Genomic DNA, 21,229 nt, shown 5'->3' with positions numbered 1-21,229 from the left:
GACCGGAATACGGAGGCATATCGTGAATCTCAGAAAAGGTCTGATAACGGTCATTGCGCTGACCGCCCTGGCCGAGTGCGACCGCAGGGAGGCTGCCCGGCCCGCTGCTCCGGCGCAGCAGGAGGCCCGGGCCACGGCAGGGACCATCGTGGCGGTGGGGGACAGCCTCACCGCCGGCTACGGCCTCGACGAACACGATGCCTACCCGGCCCAACTGGAGCGGCTGCTGCGGGAGGCCGGTCGCCCCTGGCGGGTGGTGAACGCGGGGATCAGCGGCGAGACCAGCAGCGGCGCCCTGTCGCGCGTGAACTGGGTCCTGACCCTGAAGCCGGATATCGTTATCCTGGTCACCGGCGCCAATGACGGCCTGCGGGGGATCGACCCGAAGGTGACGGAAAAGAATCTCGACGAGATGGTCCGTACGCTGAAGGAGCGCAACGTCACCGTGGTCCTGGGCGGGATGAAGATGGTCGCGAACCTGGGCCGGGACTACACCCGCGCCTTTGCCGCCGTCTATCCGGCCGTGGCGAAGCGCCATGACCTGATCCTGATTCCCTTTTTCCTGGAAGGGGTTGCAGGGCGCCCCGACCTGAACCAGGCCGACGGCATCCACCCCACGGCCGAGGGATACCGGATCGTGTCCGATACGGTACTTCCCTACGCGATCAAGGCCATCGATCAGACTCCGCCATTAGGCGGATAAAATCAAATGGCGTATCACATTCAACGCCAATCCTTACTACATAGTATCACTAAGAAAATACCCTCCACGCCCCACGCCCCGAACAGTTGAAAATACGGGCCATATTCAGCTATTACACGGCAACAAGCCATTCTTCCCCATAAAACATCATTTTGCACCCCACGCTCTATTCGACGATTTTTAGAAATTAGTTCTAAAGTTTCGACCTGCCGCTCCGAAAAGCGTTTGTATACAGACCGGCGCATCCTTGATTACAGAGATAAATCGAGCAGTTCGGTTCCATTGTGGCACTGAAAGGACGGATTCCCCCCATGACGACTCTGCCGACCCTATCGACCGGAAGCGCGACTGCGGGTGCCCCCCTGCAGGTGGTTGTGTTCTCCGTGGGGAGTGAAGAGTACTGCTTCGAGATCCTCAAGGTCCGGGAAGTCATCCGGACCGTTCCCATCACCGCCGTGCCCAGCGCCCCGCCCCACGTGGAGGGGATCATCAACCTGCGGAGCGCGGTCGTCCCCATCATCGACTTCCGCAAACGGTTCAACATCACCGGCGAGTGCACGGTGGACGAATCGGAAAAGGTGGTGATCGTCGCCGCCGCCGGGAGCACGACCGTCGGTTTTACCGTGGATGCCCTGAGCCAGGTGCTGAAGGTGCCGCGGGATGCCGTTTCCCCACCCCCCACCGGCATTGGCGACCAGGGCGGCGAGGCCATAACGGGCGTTGCTCCATGGGAGACCGCCTGATCATCGTGCTCGATATCGAGCGGCTGTTTTCCGAGGATGAACTCACCAATCTGACAGGAGTGGCCTGACCATGTCCGACCTCATGACTACCCGAGCCGCCCTCCAGGAAACCATGACGTTTCTCGGCGCCATCGCCAGCGGCATGGAGGAGGCCATCGGCGAATCCGCCAACAGCATCACCTACTTGGCCGGCAAGCGGCTCGGCATGCAGTTTTCCGCCGACATCCGGAAGACCGACGACGTGGAAGAGGCCCTGGCCGCCGTCCGCACGGTGCTCCAGGACAACAACTGCCTCTGGCACTTCGAGACGTTCCAGGCCCACGACCGGCCGGCCCTGATCCAGGCCACCGACAACGGCGACGAGGATATCCACCTGGTCTTCCGGGACTGCATGATCCGCCAGTCCCTGTTCCGATTCGGGCACCACCAGAAGGGCTCCCTCTGCACCATGATGTTCGGGTTCTTCTCCGGCGCGCTCCTGAACGTGATGGGGGTCGATTCGACCCTGGAGATCATGCACGCCGGCGAGAACGCCTGCCTGAAGCGGCTGGTGATCCACAAGAAAAGGGAGGAGAAACCGTGAGCACCGTCCCGATCAACCTGGAATGGCTCAGTGACTGCTCCGGCTGCCATATCGCCATCGTGGACCTGCACGAAAAGATCCTGTCGGTCCTGGACTCGGTCACCATCCAGCGCTGCCCGGTTCTGACCGACGTGAAGGATTACCCCAAGGCGAAAGTGGGGCTGGTCTCCGGCGCCATCCGGACCGAGCACGACCGCCACGCGGCCATGGAGATGCGCAAGAGCTGCGACCTGATCATTGCCTGGGGCTCCTGCGCCGTGTACGGCGGGATCGCCGGGGCCGGCAACGTCCACTCCTGCCAGGAGATCATGGACACGGTCTACACCGGCAACAAGACCACGGCGACCACCACTCCGCCCACGAGGGAAGTGTCGGCCCTGGAACCGTCCGTGTCGCCGCTGGACAGCGTGATCGACGTGGACCTCTACCTCCCCGGCTGTGCCCCCCACCCGGCCTTTGTCTTCGATGCCCTCCTGGCGCTCCTGGAAGGACGCTCGCCCCGCATCGCCAACCGGGAGACGGTCTGTGCCCGCTGCCGGAGAACCATGGAAAAGACCGAGGTGGACCGGATCAGGAAGAATTCGGAAGGGGTGCCCGACCCGGACCGCTGCTTCCTGAGCCAGGGCTACCTCTGCATGGGGTCGGTGACCCTGGACCGCTGCATGTCCCCCTGCCCCCTGAACGGCATCCCGTGCAGCGGCTGCGCCGGCGCCACCATGCAGGTGCTGGCCGAGCCCAACCGCGACATCAGGACCGAGATCGCCGAGCGGATGTCGCGCCTGACCAGCATCCCGCGCGAGGCCATTGTCCGGGAAATCGAGCGGACGGCCAAGACCCACTATTCCTACACCATGGCCACCCCCATGATCGGCGAGAAGCCCACCTTCCTGATCCGGAAATGGACCGACGAGGAACGAGACGACTATGAACAAGACCATAACCATTGATCCCGTAACCCGCATCGAGGGGCACGCGCGGGTCTTCATCGACCTGGACGATGCGGGTGCGCTCACGGCCGCGGGGCTCGTGGTGAACGAGCTGCGCGGTTTCGAGAAGATCCTGACCGGCATGGACGCGGACCGGATGCCCCTGGTCACGGCCCGCATCTGCGGGGTCTGCCCCACGGCCCACCACCTGGCCGCCACCAACGCCCTGGACAATGCCGCGGGCGTGGAACCGCCGCCGGCCGCGAAACTGCTGCGCGAGCTCATGTACATGGGGCACGTGATCCACTCCCACTGCCTCTCCCTGTTCGTGCTGCAGGGTCCCGACCTGGTCCTGGGCCTCGACGCCGACCCCGCCGTCCGCAACGTGGTCGGGGTGGTGCAGGCGGCCCCGGATATCGCCAAGAAGGCCCTCCAGTGCCGCTCCATCGGCCAGAAGATCAACGAGCTGGTCGGCGGGCGGGGCACCCACCCCGTCACCTCGGTGGCCGGCGGGATCGCCTTCGTGCTCGACGCCGACCGGGAGCGGCAGCTCAACGCCTGGATCGACGAGGCCCGCGGCCTTGTGCTGGAGCTGGCGCCCGTGGTGAAGCAGCTCCTGATGAAGATGCTCGACACCCATCCGGCCATGCTGCAGCAATGGGTCGCCCCGGCCTGGAGCGTCGGCACGGTCAAGGCCGACGGCACCCTGGCCCTGGTGAACGGCGAGATCCGGGCCGTGGATGAGGGCGGCGCCCTGAAGGCCCGGTTCCCCTCGGCCGATTACGATTCGTACATGTCCGAGTCGGCGGTGGAGTTCTCCTACATGAAGCAGGTTTCCTTTGTGGACGGGGACAATCGCCACGACTACCGGGTGGGCCCCCTGGCCCGGCTCAACGTCTCCGAGCGCTACGGCACTCCCCTGGCGGACCGGGAGCGGGAAGAGTTCATCCGTACCGTGGGGCGCCCCTGCCACGCCAATGCGCTCCAGCCTTGGGCCCGTCTCATCGAGCTCCTCCACTGCACCGAGCGGGCCGGGGAAATCATGGCCGATCCGGCCATCCACGGCGAGACCCGCGTGCCCGTGACCTTCTCCGGTGGCCGGGGCGTGGGGCATGTGGAGGCGCCCCGGGGCACCCTGATCCACGACTATGAGATCGATGAGAACGGCATTGTCCGGGCGGCGAACCTGATCGTGGCGACCCAGCAGAATTACGCCCTGATCAACGCCATGATCGCCCAGGCCGCCACCTCCCACGTCATCAACCGCCCCGACGACCAGGCGCTGCTCAATGCGGTTGAATTCGGCATCCGCTGCTACGACCCCTGCCTCTCCTGCGCCACCCATGCCCTGGGCGCCATGCCCCTGGAAATCGTCGTGAACCGTGCCGCAAGGCCCCGCGTCATCCGGAGGAACTGCTGATGGTCGAGATCAAGGTCCATGAAGAGGCGTGCCGGGGTTGCCGGATGTGCGTCGACATCTGTCCCACCACGGTCTTTGCCTATGACGAGGAAAAGCGGCTCTGCGTGGTGGAGCACCAGGAGGACTGCATCGCCTGCCTGAGTTGCACCTATATCTGCCCCTCGGGGGCCATCAGCCAGGAGAACTATCACGTGGTCAAGAACTTCTACCGCGACCTGGTCTTCTGCACCAAGATGGAGAAGTTCATATGAGCGCGATCACCGAACAGGTCACCCTTGACGACCACGTCAACGCCGCCACGGAAGTGGCCTTCCTGCTGGACATCTTCGCCGCCACCGTCGACAACGTCATGGGCGGGGCAACGGCCTCGGTCGGCCGGATCGCCGGCCGGGAGATGGCGCGGAAGCTGCCGGTCCACCTGGCCAACCCCACCCTGGACGAGGTCGTGGCGATCCTCAACTCCCGCATGGAAGCCGGGTACCGGTTCCGGCTGGAGGGGGACGGCACCGAGCGCACCATCTTGTTCGACCATTGCGTCCTGCGGGAGGTCTGCGCCAAGCGGGGCCTCACCATGGGCACGGCCCTGTGCCGCCTCTTCCACGCCTACCTGGACGGCATCCTGAACGAGCTCATCTGCCGCCCGGTGAAATCGGAGGTCGTGTCATGCGGGGACCAGTGCCGACTGACCCTCAGGACCCAGTAGCGGCCCAGGGGGTCGTGGTGGTCTGCGTCGGCAACGACCTGGTGGCCGACGACGCCGTGGGGTACGAGATCCACCGGCGGCTGGCCGGGGCGCCCCTCCCCGCGGGCGTACGGCTCCACTACGCGGCCGTGGGCGGAATCGCCCTCCTGGACTACCTGACCGGCGGGGAAGCGGCCATGATCGTGGTGGACGCGGTCCAGTTCGGCGCACCGGCCGGAACGATCCACCACCTGGCGTGGGACGAGCTCCCGAATTTCGGGGGCGGGTCCATCTCGGCCCACTCCATCGGCCTGAAGGAAACCATGGACATCGGGAAGCTCCTCTACCCGGAGCGGCTGCCGCCGACGGTGACCCTGGTGGGAATCGAGGGGCGCTGCTTCGACCGGCCCCGCGACGCCATGTCGCCGGCGGTGGCATCAGCCATAGAACCGGCCGTCGCCCTGATCCGTAACTATCTCCATACTCTCGGACAAGGAATCTGACATGAAGAAATCAGGCGCCAAACCAGCGGAAGTGACCCTGCACCGTGAAATCCAGCGACTTGCCGAGGCCATGATGCACGGAAGACTCGACGAACGGGGGGACCCTGCGCAGTTCACCGGCGACGACGCCGCACTGGTTCTCATGGTCAACCGGATGCTGGACACCCTGGTGACGCCGCTGCGCCTGGCCGCCGGCGCCATCGACGAGATCGCCCACGGCAGGATCCCTCCCTTTGTCATCGACGACTACGCCGGGGAGTACAACAACCTCAAGCGCAACCTCAACACCCTCCTGGCCACCCTCTACGGCCTCCACAGCGAGACCCAGCACCTGATCGGCAACATCGGCGAGGGAAGACTCCAGACCCGGGGCAACGACTGGGATTTCGAGGGGATCTGGCGCGATCTGATCAAGGGTGTGAACGGCACCCTCGACGCGGTCATCGATCCGGTGAACGAGGCGGGAACCGTGCTCCGCCACCTGGCCGAGTATGACCTGAGCGCCGGATGCGGGGGAAATACCACGGCGAGCACGCCGCCATCAAGAAGGCCATGAACTCCACCGCGGAATCGCTCCACTCGGCCGTGACCCAGATGACCGAAACGGTAGAGCTGGTCTCCGCCGTCAGCGGGCAGATCGCCGACAGCAGCCAGCTGGTGACCCAGGGGGCCCGGGAGCAGGAGACGCAGTTGACCGAAACGTCCAACGTGCTCGATCACATCGCCGCCACCTCCCAGAAGAGCGCCCGGAGCACCATTGACGCCCGCCAGGCCGCCGGCGGCTCCGCCGAGTCCATCAAAACGGCCAAGTCGGTCATGGACCAGATGCTCCAGGCCATGGGGCAGATCCGGAGCGCGGCGGACAACACCGTGGGCATTGTCCAGCAGATCGACTCCATTGCCAAGGAAACCGATCAGCTCTCCTCCAACGCCACCAGCAAGGCCACCCTGATCCGCTCCTCTGCCAACGGCTTCAGCGTGGTTGCCTCTGAAATCAGGAACCTGTCGAAACGGTGCGAGGACGCCGTGACACGGCTCCATGACTTCCGGCGCCGGGCCACTCTCACCCCCAACGGGGAGAGCGGGGACACGGGCGATGCGCTTGAAAGCGAGTACCTGGAACTGATTCGCGAATTGAAGAGCGTGGCCTCCAGCTCAGGCCTGCTGGGAGTGAACGCGGCGATCTCGGCGGCCCATGTGGAAGGGGCCGGCAACGACTTCCAGGCGCTGACCGAAGAGATCCGCCAACTGGCCAGGCGTTCCACCGATGCGGCGCGGCAGACCGACACGCTCATCAGGACATCGGTCGAGCAGGCCCGGCGGGGAGAGGACCTGTCCCGCAAGATCGACGTCCACCTCACCGAGGCGGTAACCGGGGCAACGACGATCTGCGCCCTGACCGAGGACATCTCCCAGAGCAGCCAGGAGCAGGCGAGCGCCATCGAGCAGATCAGCCGCTCCGTCAACCACATCACCACCATCACCAGGCAGAACGCGGACAGCGCGCTCAAGTCGTCCGAGGTATCGCACAAACTCGGCCAGCAGATGACCAAGCTCACCAGCATGGTGAGCAAGTTCAGGCTGGACAACGCCGCCTGCTGAACCGGGGTTCGCCACGCCGCAATCCTGGCAGGCCCCCATCTGGAGCGATATGATGGGGGCCTCTTTTTATATAGCGACCTGAATTCGTGCGGGCGGCACACGGAGCGAAGTGGCGCGGCGGCCCTCACACTACTATATACGACATATTATGTCGCACCAATCGGTTTTACTGTCATCATCACACAACCGGGAGGTGCGTCATGATCTATCTCACCACGGACCAATTCGACCAGGCCGTCTATTTCGAACTCCGCCGGACCGAGCATCCCCGCCGCAGCGGCGGCGCGATGCACGTTCTCCACGGACTCCTGGGGAACGGGGTCAGCGAGATGCCCGTGACCATTCGGAGCTGGCAGGATTGGACCGACGTGGATTTCGGCAAGGGGGACCTCCTCAGCTTCGTGGATGAGCGGACCGTCCGCCGGATGCTCGGCCAGGTGGCGCGGGAGATGGAACTCCATTGACGCTTCGGCGGCATCCTGCCATTTCCCCGTTTCCCGAACGGCGTTTCTCTGGTATCATCGCGGCCTCACCCATCGTTGAAAGGAGACCGCCATGAGCAGTTCGTGGAAGATCGAGACCCAGGCCATCCAGGGGGGCTATACCCCCAAGTCGGGCGACCCCCGCGTCGTCACCATCTGCCAGAGTACCACCTTCAAGTACGACAGCGCGGACCACGTGACGAAACTCTTCGACCTGGAGGAGGCCGGCTTTTTCTATACGCGCCTGGGCAACCCCACCACCGACGCCTTCGAGCAGAAGTTGGCCATGATGGAAGGGGGCGTCGGCGCCCTGGCCACCTCGGCGGGCCAGGCGGCCACCACCCTTTCCATCTTCAACATCTGCCAGGCGGGCCAGCACTTCGTGACCGCCAGCACCCTCTACGGCGGCACCTACAACCTCTTCGCCTGCACCCTGCCCAAGATGGGGATCGAGGTGACCTTCGTGGACCCGGAGGCCCCGGCCGACGAGATCCTGGCCGCCTTCCGCCCCAACACCAAGGCCCTCTTTGCCGAGACCATCGGCAATCCGGGGCTGAACGTCCTTGACTTCGAGAAATTCTCCGCCATCGCCAAAGAAAAAGGGGTGCCCCTCATCATCGACAGCACCTTTGCCACCCCCTACCTCTGCCGCCCCTTCGAGCACGGGGCCAACGTGGTGGTCCACTCGGCCACCAAGTACATCGACGGCCTCGCCACCAGCGTCGGCGGCATCATCGTGGACGGCGGCAACTTCGACTGGGGCAACGGCCGCTTCCCGGAGCTGACCGAGCCCGATTCCTCCTACCACGGGCTCCAGTACGTGAAGACCTTCGGCAGCATGGCTACATCATCAAGGCGCGGGTCCAGCTCATGCGCGACATCGGCACCACGCCGAGCCCCTTCAACTCGTTCCTCTTCGCCAACGGCCTTCAGACCCTGCCGCTCCGGATGCAGCGCCACAGCGACAACGCCCTGGCCCTGGCCCAATTCCTGGAAAGCCACCCGTCGGTCAGCTGGGTCAAGTACCCGGGCCTCAAGAGCCACGCCAGCCATGACCGGGCGCTAAAGTATCTGCCCCTGGGATGCAGCGGCGTCCTCACCTTCGGCATCAAGGGTGGAGCCGAGGCGGGCAAGAAGTTCATGGAGGCGTGCAAGCTGGTGGCCCTGGTGGTCCACGTGGGGGACGCCCGCAGCTGCGTCCTCCACCCGGCCAGCACCACCCACCGCCAGCTGACCCCCGAGCAGCAGACCGCCTCCGGAGTCACGCCCGACCTGATCCGGCTTTCCGTCGGCATCGAGCACATCGACGACATCATCGCCGATGTGGATCAGGCCCTGGCCGCAAGCCGGAAATAGCGGACACTGCCCCACGACGCACAAAAGCCTGCCGGAAATCCGGCAGGCTTTTTCGTGTGTGCTGATCGCGGCCTGATACGAAAGGCGATCAGTATTCCGTCGGCTTCTCGATGGTCAGCTTCGGCTGGCCGAGGGGATTGGGCGACTTCGGCGCAGGCGTTTGGGGCGGTGCCGTGACCGCATCCTCGGGCGCCCCCGAGGTGGGGGGGCCGTCGACCCGGGCGGGAGTCGACCAGATGGCCTCCGGCGCCGGGGTCCGCTTTGCCGCCGGTTTCGTTGGTTCCGCCTTTGTCCCGGACAAACCCACGGACTGGGCAAGCACGATCCGCTGTTCGCTGCGCAGCCCCATGGCCTTTGCCAGGGCCGGGGCGTCCAGGGACGCACGCACCACGGTGGCAAGCCCTTCCGAGGCGCAGAAGAGATACACGTTCTGACTGATGGCACCAGCATCGGCGGCGGCGTAGAATGCCTTGTCCTCGCCCCTGGCCTCGCCCATCCTGCCGTAATCGGCCACATAGATCAGGTTCACGGGCGCTCCGGCCACGAAGGGCTGCTGACCGGTCAACTCGCGGATGTCCACGGCGCCCTTCCGGATGAGCCGGTGGCCCCGGGCGTCATAGAGATAGAAGCCGTCGGCTGTCGCCACATAGATGTCGATCTCCTGCCGGTTCATGGCCGAGGGGGCGGTCCGTCCCCCCGTATCGGGCCGGTTGATGCCGAAGGCGGCCCAGAGCAAGTCCGAAAGCCGGCGCGGAGACAGGGCCTCTTTGCTGAACTCCCGGGAGCTCTTCCGTTCCCGCAGGGCATCCATGAGGGGCGTGCCCCCCTCCGTCCGGGGAGGAGGCAGGGGGATCGCCCCGGACTCGTCGGCAAAAACAGCCACCGGTGCGGCAAGAAGAAGGCCGAGCGCCCCGGCCGCAACGATTCGTGCAACGCTCATCATGCTATTCTCCCTTCGGAACGTTCTCCGGATGGTGCCGCTCCGAAGAACAAAAAACGGGAGGCGGCACTCTGTCCGCCCCCCGCCTTCCCGTCAACCTCAGTGCTGCACGTCCTCGTCGCCGGGCTGCTGGGCAGCGGCCCGCAGGGCGGCCTTGTGCTGCTCCAGGGCATCCAGCTCGCGGACCTTCTCGCCGAGCCAGTGGTGGAGTTCACGGGCAGTGTGGTAGTTGAGCACCACGCCGGTGGGAACGAAACGGACAAGGCTCTGGGCGAAGTCTTCCGGCTCCACACTGGTTTCGGCGCCGATGGTGCCGCTGGGGGTCAGTTCGTGGGTGACCTCGTTGGGGAGCGGCGGGCGCTCGAGATAGAAGTTCACGACCAGGTCGCCCCGGGGGGAGATGCCGCCATGGGCGCCATTCACGTAGACCGGATTGTAATCATAGGTAAAGATGTACTTGAAGGTTACTTCGGGCTTCTTTGACACGAGCGCTTCTCCTTCCTTGCTGGGATTGGGTTGTGTCCCCGTATGTTCGCGGAAATCCGGCACCGTCATCGAAAAAAGGGGAGCCGCCCCATTGGCGGCCCCCCTTTAATACCACGTTCCCGTGACGGTTTCGAGTGTTTTTCGCTACGACTCGCTATGCCATCACGATCACAAGGTCTTCTTTTTCCACCTTGTCGCCTTCCTTGAACTTCACCTCGGCAACGGCGCCGTCTTCTTTGGCCTTGATGTTGGTCTCCATCTTCATGGCCTCGGTAACCATGAGGACGTCGCCCGCCTTCACGACGTCGCCCGCCTTCACGTTGAGCTTCAGGACCTTGCCGGGCATGGGGGCGCCGATGTGCTTGGCGTTCCCCTTGTCGGCCTTTTCCCGCTCGGCCTCGTCGGTCTGCACCGACTGGTCGCGCACCACCACCTGCCGCTGCTGGCCGTTAAGCTCGAAGAAGATGTGGCGGGTGCCGTCCGGATGCACCTTGCCGACCGCGTTGAGCTTGATGATGAGGGTCTTGCCCGGCTCGATGTCGATGGAGGTCTCCTGCCCCGGCTCCAGGCCGTAGAAGAAGATGGGGGTCGGGATGACCGAGGTGTCCGAATACTCCTGACGGTGCTTGTCGAACTCGGGGTAGACATGGGGGTAGAGCAGGTACGACATGAGATCCTTGTCGTTCACCGGGTGCCCCACCTTGGTCTCGGCCTCCAGGCGCTTCTCTTCGAAGTCGGCCGGCTCCAGGAGCTCGCCGGGGCGGCAGGTGATCGGCTCTTCTCCCTTGAGGATGATCTTCTGCAGCTCAGCGGGCCACCCCTGGTAGGGCTGGCCCAGCATCCCCTTGAACATCCCCACCACCGACTCGGGGAAGGTGAGCTCGTCCCCCTTGGTGAAGACGTCGTCCACGTCCAGGTTGTTTTTCACCAGGAACATGGCCATGTCGCCCACCACCTTGGAGGAGGGGGTCACCTTGACGATGTCGCCGAAGAGCCTGTTGACCTTGAAGTACATCTCCTTGCACTCCTCCCACCGGTCCAGCAGGCCGAGACCGGCCACCTGGGGCTTGTAGTTGGAGTACTGGCCGCCGGGGATCTCGTGGTGGTAGACCTCGGCGGTGCCGCTCTTGAGCCCCGACTCGAAGGGGGCGTAGTAGTCCCGCACCGTCTCCCAGTAGTTGGCCAGGTGCTGGAGCCCCTCGTCGTCCAGGGCCGGGTCCCAGTCGGTCCCCTTGAGGGCGGCCAGGAGCGCGTTCAGGTTCGGCTGGGCCGTGAGGCCGGAGATGGAGGAGAGGGCCGCGTCCACGATGTCGACCCCGGCCTGGCAGGCCATGAGCAGCGTGGCGTTGCCGTTGGAGGAAGTATCGTGGGTATGGAGGTGGACCGGGATGCCGATGTTCTCCTTGAGGGCCTTTACCAGCTTGTGGGCGGCCATGGGCTTGAGCAGCCCCGCCATGTCCTTGATGGCCAGGATGTGGGCGCCCATCTGCTCCAGCTCCTTGGCCATGGCCACGTAGTATTCCAGCGGATACTTGTCCCGCTTGGGATCGGTGATGTCGCCGGTGTAGCAGATGGCCGCCTCGCAGATCTTGCCGGTCTTGCGCACCGCCTCCATGGCCACGGCCATGCCCCTGGTCCAGTTGAGGGAATCGAAGACCCGGAAGATGTCGACGCCGCTGGCGGCGGCCTCCTCCACGAAGCGCTGCACCACGTTGTCGGGATAGTTGGTGTAGCCCACGGCGTTGGAACCCCGCAGGAGCATCTGGAAGAGGATGTTGGGGATCGCCTCCGAGAGCTTGTGGAGCCGCTGCCAGGGATCCTCCTTCAAAAAGCGCATGGAGACGTCGAAGGTGGCGCCGCCCCAGCACTCCAGCGAGAAGAGCCCGGCACCCAGGTACGAGGTGGGCTCGGCGATCTTCAGCAGGTCATAGGTGCGGACCCGGGTCGCCAGGAGCGACTGGTGGGCGTCCCGCATGGTGGTGTCGGTGATCAGGAGCTTTTTCTGCTCCAGGATCCACTTGGAGAGCCCCTCGGCGCCGAGCTTCATGAACAGGTCGCGGGAGCCGGCGGGCCGGGGAACCGTGCAGTCCACCTCGGGCACGCGGGCCTCGATCATCTCCGCGGACTTGAGGGGCTTGGCAATGCCGGCAGAGCCGTTCACGATGACGTCGCCCAGGAAATTGAGCACCTTGGTGGCCCGGTCCTTCTTCTCGCTGATGGCCAGAAGCTCCGGGTGCTTCTCGATGAATGACGTATCGCAGGTGCCGGCCAGGAAGACCGGGTGGGTGACCACGTTCTCCAGGAACGGGATATTGGTCTTCACGCCCCGGACCCGGAACTCCTGGAGGGAGCGGTTCATGATGTGGGCCGCCTCGTCGAAGGTGAGCCCCCACGAGGTGACCTTAACCAGGAGCGAGTCGTAATGGGGGGTGATGACCGAGCCGGTGAAGGCGTTGCCCGCGTCGAGCCGTACCCCGAAGCCGGCCGAGGAGCGGTAGGTGGTGATGGTGCCGAAATCCGGGGCAAAGTTGTTGGCCGGGTCCTCGGTGGTGATCCGGCACTGGATGGCATAGCCCCGCATGGCGATGGCCGACTGGTTCGGGACGTTGATGGGGGGGTCCGAGAGCTTCTTCCCCTCGGCGATGAGGATCTGGGCCTGAACCAGGTTCCTGCCGGTGATCATCTCGGTGACCGTGTGCTCCACCTGGATCCGGGGGTTCATCTCAATGAAGTACCAGTTCCCCTCCTGGTCCAGCAGGAATTCCACGGTGCCGGCGTTCACGTAGCCCACCTGCCCCGCGATCTTGAGGGCCGCGTTGCAGATCTCGTCGCGCAGCTTCTGGGTCAGGGAGAGCGACGGCGCGAACTCCACCACCTTCTGGTGACGGCGCTGGATGGAGCAGTCGCGCTCGTAGAAGTGGACCAGGTTGCCGTGGTGGTCCCCCAGCACCTGTACCTCGATGTGCTTGGGATTCTCCAGGTAGCGTTCCAGGAAGACCGCCGGGTTGCCGAAGGCGGCCTTGGCCTCGCTGCGGGCCGCCACCAGCCCCTCCAGCAGCTCTTTCTTGTTGCGGGCCACCCGCATGCCCCGGCCGCCGCCGCCGGCAGCCGCCTTGATGATGATGGGATAGCCGTGCTGCTTGGCGAAGATGAGGGCTTCTTCCTCGTGCTCGATGGGCTCCTCGGTTCCGGGAACCACGGGCACCTCGGCGGCAATGGCCACCTTGCGGGCCGAGACCTTGTCGCCCAGGGCCCGCTGCATCTCGGCCCGGGGACCGATGAAGGCAATGCCGGCCCGCTCGCACGCCTCGGCGAACTCGGCATTCTCCGAAAGGAAGCCGTAGCCGGGTGAATGGCGTCCACGTCCGCCCGCTTGGCAATGGAGATGATTTCGTCGATCCCCAGGTAGGCATCGATGGGGGCTTTCCCCTTGCCCACCAGGTAGGCCTCGTCCGCCTTGTAGCGGTGGAGGGACAGCTTGTCCTCCTCCGAGTAGATGGCCACCGTGCTGATCCCCAGCTCAGTGCAGGCCCGGAAGATGCGGATCGCGATCTCTCCGCGGTTGGCGGCCATTACTTTTCTGAACTTTCTCTTTTCCATCGGAACCTCCCCGGTTTTTACCTAAAATAAAACAAATACAACCTAATTAAAACTTTAGCCAAACTAAAATTATTTCGTTATTTTATATAGTTACAAGACCGCGCACGAGTAAACGAATAAATCAGATTGCCCCCACGTTGTCAACGATAAACTTGTGTTCTAAAATCAATCCATTCATTACATAAAACCTCACAACCGGCCGACCCGCCGACGCCGGCTCACGCCAGCGCGGCTGCCGGCGCCGGACCGCCCGGAACAACTTTTTTCGTTACACGAATACGCATATAGTGATAGTATCAAAGCGCTTTGCACCCTACCAAAGGAGATTTGACGGCAATGGACCTGACAAAGACACTGCGTGCGAACATCCTCTCCCTCGCGGCACTGGTTGCACTCTCCGGAGCGGCGATCGGGGCGGAGGCGGCACCCGCCAAGAAGGAAGACAAAACCGACAAGCCTGCGGCGGCCCCGGCCAAGCAGGAAGAAAAGAACGTGGCCCCCCTCGATCCGGCGGCGGTGGTGGCGAAGGTGAACGGCGTATCCATCACCCGCGCCGAGGTTGACCGGGCAAAGAAAGTCCTCCTCTCCCAGAACCGGATGACCCAGCCCATGACACCCGATATCGCCCAGAAGGTGGAAGAGGCGGCGGTGAACCAGCTCATCGCCAAGGAACTCCTCTACCAGGCCGGCAGGAAACTGGAGATCAAGGACCTGGACAAGCAGGTCCAGGAGCGGGTGAGCCAGGGCAAGGCCCGCTTCCCCTCCCAGGAAGAGTACCTGAAGACCCTCAAGAACATGGACATGACCGAGAAGGACGTTGAGACCTTCGCCCGGGAAGACCTGGTCATCAACAATCTGATCGAAAAAGACGTCGTGGCCAAGACCGCCGTATCCGACGAAGAGGCCAAGAAGTTCTATAACGACAACATCGACAAGTTCAAGCGGGACGAGACGGTGAAGGCGAGCCACATCCTGATCAAGGTGGAGCCCAACGCCTCCGCCGACGACAAGAAAAAGGCCAAGGAAAAGGCCGAGGCGATCCTGAAGCAGGTGAAGGGCGGCGCCGACTTCGCCGAAGTGGCCAAGAAGGAGTCCGGCTGTCCCAGCGCACCCCAGGGCGGCGACCTGGGCTTCTTCGGCAAGGGACAGATGGTTCCCCCGTTCGAGAAGGCCGCCTTCGCCCTGAAGCCCGGCGAGGTGAGCGACGTGGTCGAGACCCAGTTCGGCTACCACATCATCAAGCTGACCGACAAGCGCCCCGCCGAGACCGTCACGTTCGAGGAGACCAAGGACCGGATCGTTCAGTTCCTGAAGCAGCAGAAGGTTCAGGAAGGGATCAGCGAGTTCGTGGAAGGCCTGAAGAAGAAGGCAAAGATCGAGATGGCCAACAAGTAACCCTCACCGGTTCACGGCGTGCGCAGCACGCAAAAAGGCCCGTCCACAGCGACGGGCCTTTTTTGTATCTGCACCCCGGGACATCAGGACTTCGGCGCATCCTTGTCAGTCCCGATCCTGTCCATGAACATCTTGATGAGGTCGATGGGGACCGGGAAGATGGTGGTGGAGTTCTTCTCCGCGGCCACCTCGGTGAGGGTCTGGAGGTAGCGGAGCTGGAGCGAGGTGGGCTCGGCGGCCAGGACCTTTGCCGCCTGGGCCAGCTTTTCCGATGCCTGGTACTCGCCGTCGGCGTGGATGATCTTGGCCCGCCGCTCCCGCTCGGCCTCGGCCTGCTTGGCAATGGCCCGCAGCATCTCCTGGGGGAGGTCGATGTTCTTCACCTCCACGGCGGTCACCTTGACCCCCCAGGGCCCCGTGTGGCGGTCCAGGATCTCCTGGAGCTCCTTGTTGATCTTTTCCCGGTTGGCCAGGAGCTCGTCCAGCTCCACCTGCCCCAGGACGCTCCGCAGGGTGGTCTGGGCCAGTTGGCTGGTGGCGTACAGGTAGTTCTCCACCTCCACGATGGCCTTCTGGGGCTCCATGACCCGGAAGTAGATGACCGCCGACACCTTGACGGTCACGTTGTCGTGGGTGATGACGTCCTGGGGGGGCACATCCAGGGCCACGGTCCGCAGGGACACCCGCACCAGCTTGTCGACCCCCGGGATGATGAAGAACAGCCCCGGCCCCCGGGCCCCGGCCAGGCGGCCGAGCCGGAACAGCACCCCCCGCTCGTACTCGGGGAGAATCCTCACGGCGCTGGCCACGAACATGATCAGCAGGACGATGAGGAACATGAACGGCACGTAGTTGAAAATATCGAACATGGAAAACCTCCTTAAGAAGCCGGGACCCGGAATCGGTGACCGGGGACCGGGAAAATCAGGGTCATGGGAGTACGCAACAAAATGAATGTCAATGGGCCGGCATCCGGTTTCCAGTCGTTGTTTCCAAGCCGTTACCGGTCCCGGATCCCGGCCTTTTTCACTTTGACCCTCATCCCGTCCACCGCGACCACGGTCACCCGGTCCCCCTCGGCCAGGGGCTCGTCGCTCCAGGCGCCCCAGTATTCGCCGTGGATGAACACCCTTCCCTCGGGGTTCACGTCCGACAGGGCCCGGCCGGTCTCCCCCACCAGTCCCTCGCCGCCGGTGGTGGGCTTTCGGCGATGGGCCCGGACCGCCATGGTGACCGCGAAGATCGAAAAGGCCGACACGGCAGCCACCGTCACGGCGATTACCTGCCAGGATACCCGGAGATAGGGCTCCGGCGAGTCGAAGAGAAGGATCGATCCGAGAACCATGGCAATGACGCCTCCCACCGTCAGCATGCCGCCCGAGACGACCTTGATCTCGGCGATGAAGAGAATGAGCGCCAAAAGGATGAGGAGCACGCCGGCATAGTTCACCGGCAGGGTCTGGAAGGCGAAGAAGGCCAGGATCAGGGCAATGCCGCCGATGACGCCGGGCAGGATCACGCCCGGGGTCGACAACTCGAAGAACAGCCCCAGGAACCCGAGCATCATGAGGACGTAGGCCACGTTGGGGTTGCCGATGGCGTCGAGGATCCGCTCGCGGGTCGTCATCTCCGCCTCCCGGACCGGAGCCCCGGCCAGCCGCAGGACCCGGTCGCCCCCCGGACGGGGCACCGGGCGCCCCTCCAGTTGGGCGAGGAGAGCGGACCGGTCGACGGCGATCAGGTCAACCACCTTTTCCTCCAGGGCCTTTTCCGCGGGGAGCGACAGGCTTTCGCGCACCATCCGCCGCGCCGCCTCGGCATTGCGCCCCCGACGGGAAGCGATGCCGTCCACGTAGGCCTCGGCATCGTTGAGCACCTTCTGCTCCATGACCTTGTCCTGCTTCTCGCCGATGGCAACGGGATGGGCCGCGCCGATGTTGGTCCCCGGTGCCATGGCGGCGATGTCGGCCGCCAGCGTGATGACCGCCCCCGCCGAGGCGGCCCGCGCCCCGGCCGGCGCCACGTAAACCGCCACGGGCACGGGGCTGGCCAGGATGTCCTTGACGATCTCCCGCATGGCCGTGTCGAGGCCGCCGGGGGTATCCATCTCCACCAGCACGAGCCGGTCCCCCTTCCGGGCCGCATCGTCCAGGTTGCGCTTGAGGAATGAGGCGGTGACCGGGTTCACGGCCCCCCTGAGGCCGACCACCCGCACCTCGCCCCCGGTGGACGCCAGGAGCGCCGCGCCGGTGCAGATCATGAGGCACCAGGCGATCAGCGCGCCGATCCGGATGCCCCGCCGGGATCCCGCCATGGCCGGAACGGGGGCTCTCATGGGAAGCTCGCCACGACGTACTCCCCGATCTTCAGGGCATCGGCCGGCGGGATCATCGCTTCGCCGAAGGCGGGCATGCCCGGACCCGGGTTGCGGATGTAGGCCGCCACGTCCCGGGCGGTCCGGATGCCGTTGGCCTCCCGCCGGGCCAGCGCCAGGGTCTTTTCCGGGTGGACGGTGTTGCCTCCCTGCGGATGGCAGCCGGCGCAGTGGGTGGCGAACAGTTCGCCGCCTCCAGCGCCGGACCCGCCACTGCAGCCGGCCGCCAGGGCCAGGGCCACGCAGGCCGCCACCGGGGCGAGCCGTCTCATGACGATTGCCCTCCCTCGAGGGCGGGCGCGGGAGTCCCGCCATTCTTCTTCTCGTCCTTCTCGCCGGACGAGCCGAACTTCTTCATGCTCTCGATCATTTCCCGCAACCGGCGGTCCACCAGGAAGTTGACGGTCCCCTCCGGGTAGCTGCCGTCCTCCTGCAGCGCGCCGGCCGGAACGCCGGTCAGGATCTCGATCCCCTCGTCGATGGTGGATACGCTCCAGATGTGGAATTTCCCCTCGCGCACCGCCTGCACCACCTCGTCGCTCAGCATCAGGTGCCGCTCGTTGGACGCGGGGATCATGACCCCCTGGTCGCCGGTGAGCCCCCGGGACTTGCAGACGGCGTAGAAGCCCTCGATCTTGTAGTTGACCCCGCCGATGGGCTGGACCATGCCGTGCTGGTTGACGCTGCCGGTCACGGCGATTCCCTGCTTGACGGGAAGGCCCGAGAAGGCCGAGAGGAGGCAGTAGAGTTCCGTGGACGAGGCACTGTCCCCCTCGACCCCTTCGTAGTTCTGCTCGAAGCAGATGGAGGCGGAAAAAGAGAGGGGCTTGTCATGGGCGAACTTCCCGCCCAGGTAACCGGTGAGGATCAGGACCCCCTTGTCGTGGATGGGGCCCGAGAGCTTCACCTCCCGCTCGATGTTGACCATGCCGGCCCGCCCCAGCCAGACCCGGGACGTGACCCGGGACGGGCGGCCGAAGGTGTGATCCCCCACGGTCATGACCGCCAGGCCGTTGATCTGCCCCACTGCCGCGCCGTCGGTATCCACCATGATGGTCCCATCGTCGAAGAGTTCCTGCATCCGCTCCTCGATCCGGTTGCTCCGGTAGATCTTCTGCTCGATGGCGCGGGTCACGTGGCCATGGTCAACCACCTGGCCGCCGTCCTTGCCGGCCCAGTAGCTCGCCTCGCGGATCAGGTCGGCGATCTCCATGAACTGCGAGGAGAGCTTGTTCTGGTCCTCCACCAGCCGGGCCGAGTACTCGATGAGCCCGGCCACGCCGCTCCGGTCGAAGGGGAGCAGCTTCTCGTTCTTGCAGTGGGTGGCCACGAACAGGGCATAATCCCTGATCACCTCGGCGGTGCGGGCGATGCGGCTGTCGAAATCGGCCTTCACCTTGAAAAACTTGCGGTAGTCGGGCTCCAGGTGGAAGAGGAGGTAGTAGATCCACGGGGAACCGATCATGATGATCTTGGCCTGCAGGGGGATCGACTCGGGCTTCATGGAAACCGTGGTGATGAAGCGGTACTGCTCCAGGGGGTCCTCGATCTTGATCTCGGCGTTGCGGATGCAGCGCTTGAGGGAATCCCAGGAAAAGGGATTCATCAGGACTTCCCGGGCATCCACGATCAGGTAGCCGCCATTGGCCCGGTGGAGCGCCCCCGGCTTGATGAGGGTGAAGTTGGTGGTGGCCATGCCCCCCATCTGCATCACGTGCTCGATGCGGCCGAACAGGTTGTTGTAGGTGGGGTTGGGCTCGAACACCACCGGCGCCCCCTCGGTCTCGTGGTTGTCCACGAAGACGTTCACCTGGTAGCGCTCGAAGGAGGGCTCCTGGCGGGGGAGCTTGAGCCCCGGGATGGGGGACTGGACCGGCTGCTGGGGCTTGAAGTCCTCCAGGTTGGCGATGATGTCCTCCTGAACCGCGTTCAGGTACTCCACCACCGTGGGGTTGTCGCCGTACTTCTCCCGCAGGGGGTCCAGGTGATGCCCCACGGTGGCGTTGCCCAGGTCGCGGTCAAGCTGGGCCAGGGCGTCCTTGGTCTGCTTCTCGTTCTCGCGCACCTGGCGGAGCACGTCGTTCAGCTTGTCGGTCAACTCCTGCCCCACCGTGCTGATCCGTTCCTTTTCCTCCTCCGGCAGGGCCTCGTACTCCTCCTGGGTGAAGTTGCGGTCCTCCTTCTGGGGGACCATCACCAGCCCCGACACGGTCCGCTGGAGCGCGAACCCCTTGCCCTGGGCCTCGGCCTCCAGGGCCGAGAAGAGCTCGTTGTTGTGCTCCTGGTACGATTCGACGATGGTCGCCTTGTTGGCCTCGTACTCCTTGCTGTCCAGGGCCTTGGGGATGATGGAGCGGACCGCGGAGATCAGCTCCCGCATGTCCTGCTCCAGTTCGCTCCCCTTGCCTGCCGGCAGAGCCAGGGTGATGGGGAGGTCCGGCGACTTGAAGTTGTTGACGTAGACCCAGTCCGAGGGGGTCGGCTCGCCCTTTGCCCGTTTCTTCAGGATGTTCTTGACCGTAGAGCTGCGGCCGGTGCCGGGCTCTCCGGCCAGGAACAGGTTGAACCCGCTCTCGTGGATGCCGAGGCCGAAGTCGATGGATGCCAGGGCCCGGGCCTGGCCAAGGGTTCCCTCCAGTTCGGGCAGGTCATCGGTGGTGGTGAATTCGAACTGCGCCGGATCGCAGGTCCAGCGGAGCTTCTCGACGGGGAGTTTCAGACGGTCAGTGGACACGGTGGCCTCCTTGAAGTGGTTGACGGTGCATGGAATTCATCGCATGGCGCAGCGTGGACGGCAGCGTCCCGGGGCTGCTCCGGCAGGGCGTCGGCCGGCAGACCGGCAAAGGCGGCGGCAACCGCGGCCTTTGCGTCGGCCACGCTGATCGCCCGGCCCGCTTCCCGGGACAGGGTGGTGACCGGGCACCCCGCGATGCCGCAGGGATGGATGCGGCTGAAGGGGGCCAGGTCGTTGCAGACGTTGAGGGCGAAACCGTGCATGGTGACCCAGCGCCGGACCCCGACCCCGATGGAGGCCAGCTTCCCCCCGTCGGTCCAGATGCCGGTCCGGCCGGGGACCCGCCAGGCCGCCACTTCAAAGGCAGCGGCCGCGTCCATCAACGCCTGTTCCAGAAAACGGAGGTACCGGTGCAGGTCCCGGCCCCGCCGGCCCAGATCCAGGATGGGATAGCCCACCAGTTGGCCGGGGCCGTGCCAGGTCACGTCTCCTCCCCGGTTGATCTCCACCGGGCGCACCGACGGGTCCGGAAGGCTTTCGCCACCGCCTCCGCGGCCCAGGGTATAGACCGGCGGATGCTCCAGCAGGAGCAGCGTCTCCTCCGCGCGGCCGGCAGCCACGTCGGCAACGAGCCGCTCCTGGAGGGCAAAGGCCTCGGCGTACTCCATGGCGGCGAGATCCACGATCTTCACGGCACCTC

General features: G+C 64.8%; 16 protein-coding genes and 4 pseudogenes. 12 read left to right on the top strand and 8 right to left on the bottom strand.

Annotation, left to right across the window (positions count from 1 at the left end):
- The first annotated feature begins 22 nt into the window (after positions 1 to 22).
- The 11 genes and pseudogenes from A2G06_05490 (at position 23) to A2G06_05440 (ending at position 9,000) form a co-directional block, all read left to right on the top strand.
- Positions 23 to 703 (top strand): arylesterase, encoded by a 681-nt coding sequence (locus A2G06_05490; protein ANA39882.1) that lies wholly within the window; start codon positions 23 to 25, stop codon positions 701 to 703.
- A 311-nt stretch (positions 704 to 1,014) separates the two neighbouring features.
- Positions 1,015 to 1,514 (top strand): annotated as a pseudogene (locus tag A2G06_05485) (chemotaxis protein CheW).
- A gap of 2 nt (positions 1,515 to 1,516) precedes the next feature.
- On the top strand, positions 1,517 to 2,029 hold the full coding sequence (locus A2G06_05480; protein ANA39881.1) for a hypothetical protein: 513 nt from the start codon (positions 1,517 to 1,519) through the stop codon (positions 2,027 to 2,029).
- Positions 2,026 to 2,976 (top strand): methyl viologen-reducing hydrogenase, encoded by a 951-nt coding sequence (locus tag A2G06_05475; protein ID ANA39880.1) that lies wholly within the window; start codon positions 2,026 to 2,028, stop codon positions 2,974 to 2,976. The genes A2G06_05480 and A2G06_05475 overlap by 4 nt, the downstream gene beginning before the upstream one ends.
- On the top strand, positions 2,954 to 4,375 hold the full coding sequence (locus tag A2G06_05470) for a methyl viologen-reducing hydrogenase (GenBank protein ANA39879.1): 1,422 nt from the start codon (positions 2,954 to 2,956) through the stop codon (positions 4,373 to 4,375). The genes A2G06_05475 and A2G06_05470 overlap by 23 nt, the downstream gene beginning before the upstream one ends.
- Positions 4,375 to 4,626: a ferredoxin gene (locus tag A2G06_05465; protein ID ANA39878.1), complete on the top strand. Its 252-nt coding sequence runs from the start codon at positions 4,375 to 4,377 to the stop codon at positions 4,624 to 4,626. Before A2G06_05470 ends, A2G06_05465 begins: the two co-directional genes overlap by 1 nt.
- Positions 4,623 to 5,078: a hypothetical protein gene (locus A2G06_05460; GenBank protein ANA39877.1), complete on the top strand. Its 456-nt coding sequence runs from the start codon at positions 4,623 to 4,625 to the stop codon at positions 5,076 to 5,078. The genes A2G06_05465 and A2G06_05460 overlap by 4 nt, the downstream gene beginning before the upstream one ends.
- Before the next feature lie 14 nt (positions 5,079 to 5,092).
- Entirely contained in the window at positions 5,093 to 5,560 is a 468-nt protein-coding gene (locus tag A2G06_05455) for a peptidase (protein ANA39876.1), read from the top strand.
- 1 nt (position 5,561) lies between these two features.
- A pseudogene (locus tag A2G06_05450) lies at positions 5,562 to 7,162 on the top strand (chemotaxis protein).
- A gap of 200 nt (positions 7,163 to 7,362) precedes the next feature.
- A complete protein-coding gene (locus A2G06_05445) occupies positions 7,363 to 7,626 on the top strand; it encodes a hypothetical protein (protein ANA39875.1) in 264 nt (87 codons plus the stop codon).
- Positions 7,627 to 7,717: 91 nt separating this feature from the next.
- Positions 7,718 to 9,000, top strand: a pseudogene (locus A2G06_05440) (O-acetylhomoserine aminocarboxypropyltransferase).
- Positions 9,001 to 9,088: 88 nt separating this feature from the next.
- On the opposite strand, the gene A2G06_05435 reads toward A2G06_05440, so the two are convergent.
- The 3 genes and pseudogenes from A2G06_05435 to A2G06_05425 all read right to left on the bottom strand — a co-directional run bounded on the left by A2G06_05435 (position 9,089) and on the right by A2G06_05425 (position 14,026).
- Complete coding sequence (locus A2G06_05435; GenBank protein ID ANA39874.1) at positions 9,089 to 9,943, bottom strand: oxidoreductase; 855 nt, start codon at positions 9,941 to 9,943, stop codon at positions 9,089 to 9,091.
- 96 nt (positions 9,944 to 10,039) lie between these two features.
- Positions 10,040 to 10,426 carry a hypothetical protein gene (locus A2G06_05430; GenBank protein ANA39873.1) on the bottom strand — a complete coding sequence of 129 codons (387 nt, stop codon included), beginning with the start codon at positions 10,424 to 10,426 and terminating at the stop codon, positions 10,040 to 10,042.
- Between the two features lie 154 nt (positions 10,427 to 10,580).
- Positions 10,581 to 14,026, bottom strand: a pseudogene (locus tag A2G06_05425) (pyruvate carboxylase).
- A gap of 336 nt (positions 14,027 to 14,362) precedes the next feature.
- Here A2G06_05425 and A2G06_05420 point away from each other — a divergent pair.
- On the top strand, positions 14,363 to 15,421 hold the full coding sequence (locus tag A2G06_05420; GenBank protein ID ANA39872.1) for a peptidylprolyl isomerase: 1,059 nt from the start codon (positions 14,363 to 14,365) through the stop codon (positions 15,419 to 15,421).
- 83 nt (positions 15,422 to 15,504) lie between these two features.
- On the opposite strand, the gene A2G06_05415 is transcribed toward A2G06_05420, so the two are convergent.
- From A2G06_05415 to A2G06_05395, 5 genes are all read right to left on the bottom strand, one after another.
- Positions 15,505 to 16,290, bottom strand: coding sequence for a hypothetical protein (locus A2G06_05415; GenBank protein ID ANA39871.1), 786 nt, complete (start codon positions 16,288 to 16,290; stop codon positions 15,505 to 15,507).
- Positions 16,291 to 16,421: 131 nt separating this feature from the next.
- Positions 16,422 to 17,756, bottom strand: coding sequence for a serine protease (locus tag A2G06_05410; protein ID ANA39870.1), 1,335 nt, complete (start codon positions 17,754 to 17,756; stop codon positions 16,422 to 16,424).
- Entirely contained in the window at positions 17,753 to 18,067 is a 315-nt protein-coding gene (locus A2G06_05405; protein ID ANA39869.1) for a cytochrome C, read from the bottom strand. The genes A2G06_05410 and A2G06_05405 overlap by 4 nt, the downstream gene beginning before the upstream one ends.
- On the bottom strand, positions 18,064 to 20,529 hold the full coding sequence (locus A2G06_05400) for an ATP-dependent protease (protein ID ANA39868.1): 2,466 nt from the start codon (positions 20,527 to 20,529) through the stop codon (positions 18,064 to 18,066). The genes A2G06_05405 and A2G06_05400 overlap by 4 nt, the downstream gene beginning before the upstream one ends.
- Complete coding sequence (locus A2G06_05395) at positions 20,511 to 21,221, bottom strand: octanoyltransferase (protein ANA41602.1); 711 nt, start codon at positions 21,219 to 21,221, stop codon at positions 20,511 to 20,513. The genes A2G06_05400 and A2G06_05395 overlap by 19 nt, the downstream gene beginning before the upstream one ends.
- Positions 21,222 to 21,229 lie beyond the last annotated feature (8 nt).

Origin of the sequence: Geobacter anodireducens (assembly GCA_001628815.1) — a bacterium.
GTDB classification, from domain to species: Bacteria; Desulfobacterota; Desulfuromonadia; order Geobacterales; family Geobacteraceae; genus Geobacter; species Geobacter anodireducens.
This window is presented reverse-complemented; position numbering and strand designations above follow the sequence as displayed.